Here is a 9,511-nt window from a genome sequence, read left to right on the forward strand (position 1 = left end):
TCTGTGTGGCCCCCTTTTCGTATTTTACAGATTTGTCTAAATTCTAACGGCGGGACGTTACACTGGAGTTACAAACCGTTCACCGAAGCCCCTTCCCATAAAATCGCGGTGGCTGCCCATGTGTATCCTGTTCCCGCACTGACCGTAACGATCAGATCTCCCGGCTGAAACCTGTTTTTCGCCAAATGAAACCCAAAACACGGATCCAGCGCCGACATGTGCCCGTACTCGTCCAGGTAGACCGCTTGCTGTTCGCTTAACCCAAGCCCCTGAAGCAGTTGTCGGAACATCGACCGTTTGGTGTGCAGGGGAAGCAACCAGTCGATATCCCCGACTCGGTATCCGCTGTTAGCAATCGCTTTTTCCACCGCCGCAATAAAATTCGGAATCGACACAGAATCGAGCCGCTCCTTCATGTCTGCCGGATCCCTTACATCGATCGCATGCAAGCGGTTGCGAACCGTATCAAACGAGGCCGGCATTGCGGATCCCCCGGCCGGCACTTTCACATCGTCATAAAACGAACCATCTGTCAAAAACCCGGATCCCAGTATCCGATTGCCCGTTTCTCCCCGTTTGACCAGTGCCGCAGCGCCCCCGTCGGCAAAATTGAACATGAACCGGGAACGCGGATTCTGATAATCGATGATCTGCGATTCCTTGCATCCGCCCGCCAGCAGAATCGTCCGGATGGAACGGTCGGCAGCCAGCATGTCTTTCGCCACTTTCAGAGCAATCGGAAAGCAGGAACTGACATTCATGATCTCAAACGCATACGCGTTTTTTGCGCCCAATGCATGCTGGATTTTCGGCGCGCACGACCAGACCGGATAATCCTTGTGGGGACTTCCGTAATAGATCACCACATCGATCTCCAGCGGATCGATCCGCTCGAGAATCGGCCGGGCTGCCGCAATCGCCATGTCGGATGCGTGCATCGATTCGTCCGCCACATGTTTTTGCACCAGACCGAACTTTTGTCGGATGACTTCTTCCGGAATGCCTGTCTGTTTGGCCATGTCGGCAGCCGTTTCCACCCCGGGCGGGACATACACGCCCGTCTCGGCAATCCCGATGGAAACTTCGTTGTCGACTCGCGTGTTCATGGTGTTTCTCCCTCCCGCAGCGGCAGCCCGGCCGCTTCTTTTGCGTATTGTTGCCGCAAAGCCGCTTTGTCGATCTTGCCGGTCGCATTTTTCGGTAAAGCGTTTACATACTTCACGATCTTCGGACATTTGTATTTTGCCAATCGGCCGGCACAGTGGCCGATCAGTTCCTGTTCGGCAAGAGTGGCTCCAGCATGGAGGGCGACGATTGCCATCGGCACTTCTCCCCATTTTTCGTCGGGTACGCCGATCACAGCCGCTTCCGCCACCGCCGGATGTTCGCCGATCGCCTGCTCCACTTCCAGCGGGTACACATTTTCCCCGCCTGAAATAATCATGTCTTTTTTGCGTCCCGCCATGTAAACGAACCCTTCTTCGTCCATCCTGGCCAGATCGCCCGTACGGAACCATCCGTCGCAAAAACCGGCTGCCGCCCCTTCCGGCAAGTTCCAATATTCCCTCAGTACATTCGGCCCCTTGACCACCAATTCTCCAACCGTTCCCCGCGGCACATCCCGGCCGTCGTCATCCACCACCCGAACCTCGCAAAACAGGGCCGGCTTTCCAATCGAGCCGGCCTTGCGCCGGTAGTCGTCTTTTGTTAACAGGAAAACAGTGGGAGAGGTTTCCGTCATGCCGTATCCCTGGCCGAACGGAATGCCGCGCTCCAGATAGAAGGAGATCAATTCCCTCGGACAAGGCGCTCCGCCGCTATACAGCCAGCGAATCGAGCGAAAATCCGTTTCGCGGAACCGCTTGCACTTCCGCAAAGCGTCAAACATCGTGGGAACCCCCATGACGACCGTGATCTTTTCCCGCTCGATCCACCGCAGCGCCCGGTCCGGATCGAACCGGCCCGGAACCGCGACCGTCCCTCCGGCAAGCAACGCCGGAAACGCGAACAATCCGATCCCGCCGATGTGAAACAAGGGCAAAAGCGTCAGTACCCGATCTTCCGATGAGAGATCCAGCCCCAGGATGTTGTTCAACGCGTTCCAGAACATGTTGTCCTGCGTCAGCACAGCGCCCTTCGGCCTTCCCGTTGTGCCCGACGTGTAGCAAATCACAAACGGCGAGTCCCCGGAAACGGTTGTCGATTCGCACAGAGGTGCATACGCAAAATGGTCTGTTGGAGGGATCCGGCGGACCGGGGACTGTTCCAGCAGCTCGCTGACACTGACCAGATGGCGCAGCCGGCAGTTGGCGTTCAACCGCTTGCCGGTTTCCCGGTACGCTTCCGACACGACCAGAACGGAAGTGCCGCTGTCCTGCAACTGAAATTCCAACTCCGCCGAAGCCAGCCTCGTATTCAGCGGTACTGCGATGCACCCCATTTTCGCCAATGCAAACAGCAGTTCGAGATATTCGACGCTGTTGTCCGACAGGATCGCCACCCGCTCGCCTCGTTGCAATCCGCATGATTGCTGCAGAAAACGGACGATATGCTCCATTTCTAACGCGACCTGAAAATAGGTTAGCCTTCGGTGTTCGCCGATTAGCGCCATCCGGTGAGGCGTTATGAACGCCCTCTTCTCGATCCAGTAAGCCACGCCTCGCATGCTACTCCTCCCGTCCGCATTCCGGTTTTTCTTTTTTTTCCAAGCCTTCAAACATGAAGCGGGCCATCGTCTCCAGCACACATTCGGGTACATCCTGATTTTCCCAGTACACCCAGCGCATGCCGACAAATTGGCTGATCCCCATCAGGCAATACGCCACAGTTTCCGGGTCAAGCCTTTCAAATTCCTCCCGGTCCATCGCCTCCTGCAGACCCTTCACGTAACCGATTGCCAGACGCTCGTAATACCAGCGGTACAAATTTTCGTCCACCAATACGGCCTGCTGGACGATGCTGTACAGATGGCGATGGTTCTTCACCCAACGAAAGAACGTACGGAAACCGATCATCTGGGCTTCCTTCGCACTGGTGGCCTTGGCGACCTCCACCCGGATCTCGTTGCGGAAATCGCTGCTCAACTGTCTGACAAGTTCCTCAAAAATCATTTGTTTCGATGAAAAATAATTGTAAAAAGTTCCCTGCGCCACATTCGCTTGCTGAGTGATGTCAACCACCGAAGCGTTGAAATACCCCTTTGTGCCAAAAATCTGCTCCGCCGTGGCAAGCAGTTTCTGGCGCGTTTTGAGTCCTTTTTCGGTCAGCGGCAGCGGGGATTCGCAATTTGTTTCGATTGTTTCTGACATATGAATCACCTCTCAATTTCAGATTACACTGAATTATCTGATCTGTAAAGAGAGTTTTTTCATCCGAGGTTTTTTCTGGTTACCGGTGACTTCACATAAAAAAAGGATCCCCCCGAAAAGGATCCCACCGAAAGCCGGTTTTTCCGTTCTTTTGCGCTTACCCCCACAGAACCACACAAGCGTCCCACGCGTAGCCGATGCCGGCGCTGACCAGCACCACCAGGTCGCCCGGTTTGATGCGTCCCGCCTGCAGCCCCAACTCGAGCGACAAAATCTGGTCGATCTGCCCGATGTGGCCGTATTCCGACAGGTAATACGACTGCTCTTCCCGCAAACCGAGCTGCCGTAACACGAACTCGTGGGCGGACCGCTTCATGTGCAGGATCGCCAGATAATCGATGTCGGCCGGCGAATAGCCGCTTTTTTCCACCGCCCGCCGGATTACCTGCAGAAAATTGTCCATCGATTTTTGTTCCAACCGCTGTTTCATGCCTTCCGGATCGGTGACGTCGAGCGTATTCAGCCGCTTGTCGAGCGCTTCGTGGCTGATCGGATGCCTGGTGCCACCCGCCACCACCACCACATCCTCCGAAAAATCGCCGTCGGTAATGATGTGACTGGCCAGCAACTGATTGACAGGGTGCCCCTTTTTCAGGATGACCGCGGCGCCACCGGCCGCCAGGTTGTACATAAACCGGGTGCGCGGGTTGGTATAGTCGATAAAATCGCAGTTCCGGTAGCCGCCCGCCAGCAGCACCGTGTTGATCTCCGGGTCGTTTTGCATGATGTCTTTCGCCACTTTCAGCGCCATCACCATCGTCCCGCACCGCTGCTGGATGTCGAACGCCCAGGCCCGCTTCGCCCCGATCGCCTGCTGCAGTTTGATCCCCGCCGTCCACAGCGGATACTCCTTGTGCTCCTCTCCCACATAGATCACCAGATCGATCGACGCCGGATCGACGTTCCCCTTGCGGAGCGCCGTTTCCGCCGCCCAGATGCCCATCTGGCAGGTGTGGTCGTCCGGGCCGGGCAGCGTTTTTCGCACGATCCCCATTTTCTGTTCGACGATCTCCGGCGGAATGCCGCTTTTCTCCGCAATCTCGCGGCCGGTTTCAAACCGTTGCGGCAGGTAGACGCCGGTGCTGACAATGCCCACCGTTTGCATGAAAAAACTCCTCCCGGTACATGCTTTGCTTCCATCGTACCGGGAAGGAGTTACAAGCCGGTTACGCCCGCCGCCGGATCAGTTGCTGGTACAACCGGGTTGTCTCCGGCATCGGTGCCAGCCCCAGCTGCTCCTCCAGCTGGGCAGCACAGCGCTTGTACGCGGCGATCACCAAGCTGCGGTTGCCCTGCCGGAAGTAACAGGTCATCAAAATCCGGTATGCCGCTTCCCAGCAAGGGTCGATCGCCAGAATCCGCTCGCAGCAGGCGATCGCTTCCGCAAGCGCACCGTTTTCCTGGTGCAGCAGAGCCATTTTTTCCAGCACCCGGAGATGCAGGACGCGCAGCCGCTCCCGCTCCTCCGCACACCATTCCTGGTACGGGTACTCCTGCAAAAAATCCCCCTTGTACAAAAGCATCGCGGCTTCCAACTCGTCGAATGCACGGGCGGTGTCGCCGGCGGCGGATGGATCACCCCCGGCGGCCGTTCCTTTATCCGCCAGGGCCAGCCCCTTCTCGGCAGAGGCTTCAAACTCGTCCCGGTCGATCCACACCGCATGGCCTGGGCGCAGCCGGTAGGCCGAGTCCAGCCGCTCGATGAAAAACGATTCGGCGCGCGCCTCCCGTTCCGGTTCCAGCGCCGTGATCAGCGCATTGAGCGCCACTTTGAAATCGCGGGCGGCCGTTTTCTCATCCGCATCCGGCCACAACAGTTCGAAAATTTCCTCCCGCTGCAGGAACTGCCCCCGACGCGTCACCAACAGTTGAAACAGCTGCCGCGATTTGTCCCGTTTCCATTCCTTCCGGGCCACCTCCTCCAGCCCGCGGTGGACGGAAAATTTGCCGAGGGTGCAAATCCGCAGCGTGTACCCAGGATGTTTCTGCACATCCTTGCACCCCAGCAGTCCCAACAGTTTCCCGGCATCGCTCCGTTGCAGCCGGTCGCGCGCCCACAGCAGGGCGGGGACGGTCATTTGCAGGTCATCCGGCCCGAACAACGTCCGTTTTTCAAACAAAAATTCGTAGCCGCCCGCCCCGACCGCCTCCAGCAAGAGCGGCAGCACGCGGGCCAGTTCCCGTTCATCCCCGGTTTTTTCATACAGAATCGCCAGCCACAGCCAGACGTTCGCCAGGCAAAACCGGTCGCCGCATGCGGCGAAGCCTTGCTCCGCCTCCAGCAGCCACGGCAACGCCTCCTCGAACTGTCCCCACGTGGTCCGGACGAGTCCGAGCGCCAGCCGGATCAGGTTGGCGCACCACATGTCCTGCACCGCCAGCGCCAGTTGCAATCCGTCGCGCGCATACTGCTCCGCCTTCCCCAGCTCGCCGGCCAGTCCGGCGGTGATGCAAAGCCCCATCAACGCTTCCACCTTGCCCCGCTCAACGCCCAACTGCTCGCTGATCTGCATCGAACGGCGGTAGCTGTCGGCCGCTTCTGCCAAACGCCCGGCCAGCGCGAAAGCATGCCCCAGGCGTATATAGCCGACCGCTTCGACAAACGGGGACTGCAATTCCTGGCCGATCCGGATTCCCTGTGCCGCGTTCCAGCGGCTGGAGGCGGCATCCCCCATAAAGGCGTCGATCAGCGCCAGCAGCAGGTGCGTTTCCCGGTGCGATTTGGCCGTCCTTTTACGGGCCCGTTCCGGTTCTCTGCGTTCGTCTTCCAGGATCTGACGCGCCAGCTGGCGCGCTTGTGCCAGCCTGCCCGTCCGCAGGTGGATCCGGATGTCCAGTTCATCCTTCGGTGCGCCGGGCGCCAGTTCATCCGCCCGCCTTTGCACCTCCTGCGCCTCATACAGTCGGCCGCTGTTCGTATGGTTTTCGGCAATCAGCCGCAACACCCTGGCCGTTTCCTGCGGATAGGCATCGCCCAGCACGGCGGCCGCTTTTTCCAGCCACTCGTTCGCTTTCGCCGGCTGGATTGTGTCCAGATACAACTGCGCCTGCCCCCGGTAGACGCGGCTTCTGCCCAGCGCATCGCCCAGCCGGATGAATCCTCCTTCGGCCAGCGTGTACCAGTGCCCCGCCTCGGAGAAGCGGGACGACACCCGGTCGATCTCCCCCCGCCAGAAGAGAAACTGCGGGTATTGCTGCAACACTTCGCCATCGAGCCGTTCAATCCAGCTTTTCAGCAGTTCCAGCCGTCCGTTTTGCAGGAACTCCTCGCCTGCTTGCAACAGCAGGTGCACAACCGCTTGCAGCTCCTGCGCCTCGTAGAAATGGTGGAGAGCGGCCGGGACATCGCCTTTTTCGCGGTAAAAATCGGCCGCCTGCCGGTGCAGCGCAAACCACTGCCGCTCACTCCCGTTGAGCAGCAGGTGGCTGATCAAAAATTGCTGGAACAGCCGGTGATACCGGTAATGACCAAACCCGTCGCCCGCCACAAACAACCCGTCCTGCTCCAGCTGGGCAAGCAGCCCGAGCGGATCGCTCTCTCCCGTCAGCAATCGGCAGATATCCGGTTCCATCGATTGCAGAATTGCCGTCCGCAGCAAAAATTGCCGAATCCTCTCCGGCTGCCGGTCGAACACCTCTTCCGCCAGATAATGAAACAACCGCCTGCCCGTTTCCGGCTGCGGTTTCCAGAGGTCGTCCAGCCGGACGCCCCTCTCCAATCCTTTCCAGACCATCTGCAAGGCGATGATCCAGCCTTCCGTCTGTTCGTGCAGCAACCGCAGTTGCTCGTCGGTCAACTGGATGCCGTATTGTTCCACAAACAGCCGGTCGATCTCTTCCACGGAAAAAGCCAGTTCCTGCTTGCCGATCAAGAGCAGATCGCAGGTCGCTTGCAGACGCTGGAGGGAAGGCAGCTCCAGCGCGCGGCGCGTGCCGATCACCAGGTGCACGTGTGCCGGCAGATAGCGGATCAGCCAGTCGAGTACCGATTCGATCTCCGCCGCTCCCGCAACCGTGTGCAAATCATCCAGGACCAGGATGCTGGGGTCGGGCGCCCGTTCGGCCAGGTCGTTGATCAGCATGGTCATGCACGGACGCCACACGGCGACCGCCGAATCAGCCTCCTGCAACAGCCGCAGCGCCCGTTCCCCGATCCGTTCGTCGAACGCTTTCAGAGCGGCGATCAGATACGACAGGAACTGGAACGCATCCCAATCTCCCTCTTCCACCGAATACCAGGCCACCGGGTCAAAATGGCTGCACAAATGAGCAGCCAGCGCCGTGCTCTTCCCATACCCCGCTTCCGCATGAACGACCGTAACCGGGTAATCGACCGCCTGCCACAACAGACGTTCCAGGCGCGGGCGCAGCAGGTACTGGGATTTGACGCGCGGCGGCGCCAGGCGGGTCGACAACAGGCGATAGGGCCGGTTCATAGGTGCATTCCCTCTTTCCCAGACAGTCTATTGTATAGACTTTTCAATTTTTATCGCCGATATCCTGCTCATCGTCGCGTGTCTCTCCGCTTTCAAAGAGGCCAAACCTTTTTGCTCCCCTCCATCGCCGCGCCTATCGCTCCCGCCTCTTTCGGCCGCCTACGCCGGTTGGCTGCCGCCCGCTTTTTGCTCTGTGTAGAGGCTGACGAGCTGCTTCTTGTCGATTTTGCCGACTGCCGTTTTCGGCAGTTCCCCGGCAAACAGAAACCGCTTCGGAATTTTGTATCCCGCCAGCTTGCCGCTGCAGTACGCTTTCAGTTCCTCCACCGTCACATGGCTGCCGGGCGTGAGCACCACGACGGCCGTCACCGCTTCCCCCCATTTTTCGTCCGGCAGGCCTACGACCGCTGCTTCGCTCACCGCCGGATGCGACTGCAGCACATGTTCCACCTCCAGCGGATAGACATTCTCGCCGCCGGTGATGATCATGTCTTTCTTGCGGCCCACGATATAATAGAAGCCATCCTTATCGCGGCGGCCCACATCCCCGGTCCGCAGCCACCCGTCGCAGAACGTCCGGGCCGTTACCTCTGGCTGGTTCCAGTAACCGGAAAACACATGCGGTCCCGCGATCCAGACCTCTCCCTCCTGCCCGTCCACCACATCCCGGCCATGTTCATCCACAAGCCGGATCCAGTTGTGGAACATCGGTTTTCCGACCGAGCCGATTTTTCGTATGGCGTCCTGCGGGTCGATGCAAAAATTGTTCGGTCCCGCTTCCGTCAATCCGTACCCTTCCTTGAAGCGCAGCCCTTTCGCCCAAAATGCCCGATAAATCGGATGCGGACACGGCGCCCCGCCGGACAGAAACGTGTGCATCGAGGCGAAGGACGCTTTTGCAAACTCCGGCGTTTGGATCAGCATATGGTACATGGTCGGCACAAACAGGGCGATCGTACAGTTCTCCTGCTCCAAGACGCGGATCACCGCTGGCGGATCAAACTCCCGGCCAATCACCACCGTCCCCCCCGCATACAGCACCGGGGTGGCCAGAGCGTTCAAACCGCCCGTGTGAAACATCGGGAGATACACCGGAGTCACGTCCTGTTCGGTGATTCCCCAGCTGATCACCGTGTTGATCGCGTTCCACGTGATCGCCCGATGCGACAAAATCGCCCCCTTCGGCGTTCCAGTGGTGCCGCCCGTATAAATGATCGCCCAGGGATCTTCCATATCGGCGTGCGTATCCCGCACCGTCCCGTCGAAAGCACCCTGGCCCGCGCGTTTCCCCAGCTCATCCGCCAGCGCCGCTTGGTACTGCCGCTCGCCCCAAACATGCTGAACCGCCGCCTGCCGCACCAGTTCGGCTGCCGCCGCCGCATACGGCTCCTCATACACCAGCAGCACAGGCGTGCAATCGGTCAATACATAGGCCAGCTCGGGTACCGCGAACCGGTAGTTGAGCGGCACGAACACCGCGCCGATTTTGCCCGCTGCGAACAGCAGATCGAAATGTTTCACCGAGTTGTTCGCCAAAAGCGCGATGCGGTCCCCTTTTCCGACGCCCAATTGCCGCAAACAACCTGCCAGAGCGCTCACCCGCCGCTGCAACTGTTCATAAGTCAGGCGCAGGCCGGAGCTTGCCTCGACCACCGCCAGTTTGCCGGGGGTTAATCGGGCCCGGCTCGCCAACCAGTCGCTTGCCCG

General features: G+C 59.2%; 6 protein-coding genes. All 6 read right to left on the minus strand.

Translation table 11 applies throughout. The annotated features are described in order from the left end of the window. Positions 1-68: 68 nt before the first annotated feature. A complete protein-coding gene (locus tag C230_RS0104595) occupies positions 69-1,106 on the minus strand; it encodes a 3-oxoacyl-ACP synthase (protein ID WP_018130863.1) in 1,038 nt (345 codons plus the stop codon). Continuing rightward, positions 1,103-2,665, minus strand: a complete 1,563-nt coding sequence (gene menE / locus C230_RS0104600) for an o-succinylbenzoate--CoA ligase (RefSeq protein ID WP_018130864.1) — start codon at positions 2,663-2,665, stop codon at positions 1,103-1,105. Before menE ends, C230_RS0104595 begins: the two co-directional genes overlap by 4 nt. Before the next feature lies 1 nt (position 2,666). Further along, positions 2,667-3,308, minus strand: a complete 642-nt coding sequence (locus C230_RS0104605) for a TetR/AcrR family transcriptional regulator (protein WP_018130865.1) — start codon at positions 3,306-3,308, stop codon at positions 2,667-2,669. A 157-nt stretch (positions 3,309-3,465) separates the two neighbouring features. After that, positions 3,466-4,473 (minus strand): 3-oxoacyl-ACP synthase, encoded by a 1,008-nt coding sequence (locus C230_RS0104610; RefSeq protein ID WP_018130866.1) that lies wholly within the window; start codon positions 4,471-4,473, stop codon positions 3,466-3,468. 61 nt (positions 4,474-4,534) lie between these two features. Next, entirely contained in the window at positions 4,535-7,804 is a 3,270-nt protein-coding gene (locus C230_RS0104615; protein WP_018130867.1) for a BTAD domain-containing putative transcriptional regulator, read from the minus strand. Between the two features lie 159 nt (positions 7,805-7,963). Beyond that, the coding region (locus C230_RS0104620; RefSeq protein ID WP_018130868.1) for an acyl-CoA synthetase at positions 7,964-9,511 on the minus strand (1,548 nt) is incomplete at its 5' end.

It is taken from the genome of Effusibacillus pohliae DSM 22757 (assembly GCF_000376225.1).
In the GTDB taxonomy this organism is placed as follows: Bacteria; Bacillota; Bacilli; order Tumebacillales; family Effusibacillaceae; genus Effusibacillus; species Effusibacillus pohliae.

Bases quoted from the DNA above. Each gene is read 5' to 3' on its own strand.
- C230_RS0104610 (WP_018130866.1), bottom strand. From the start codon at position 4,473: ATGCAAACGGTGGGCATTGTCAGCACCGGCGTCTACCTGCCGCAACGG.
- C230_RS0104595 (WP_018130863.1), bottom strand. From the start codon at position 1,106: ATGAACACGCGAGTCGACAACGAAGTTTCCATCGGGATTGCCGAGACG.
- C230_RS0104605 (WP_018130865.1), bottom strand. From the start codon at position 3,308: ATGTCAGAAACAATCGAAACAAATTGCGAATCCCCGCTGCCGCTGACC.
- C230_RS0104615 (WP_018130867.1), bottom strand. From the start codon at position 7,804: ATGAACCGGCCCTATCGCCTGTTGTCGACCCGCCTGGCGCCGCCGCGC.
- menE (WP_018130864.1), bottom strand. From the start codon at position 2,665: ATGCGAGGCGTGGCTTACTGGATCGAGAAGAGGGCGTTCATAACGCCT.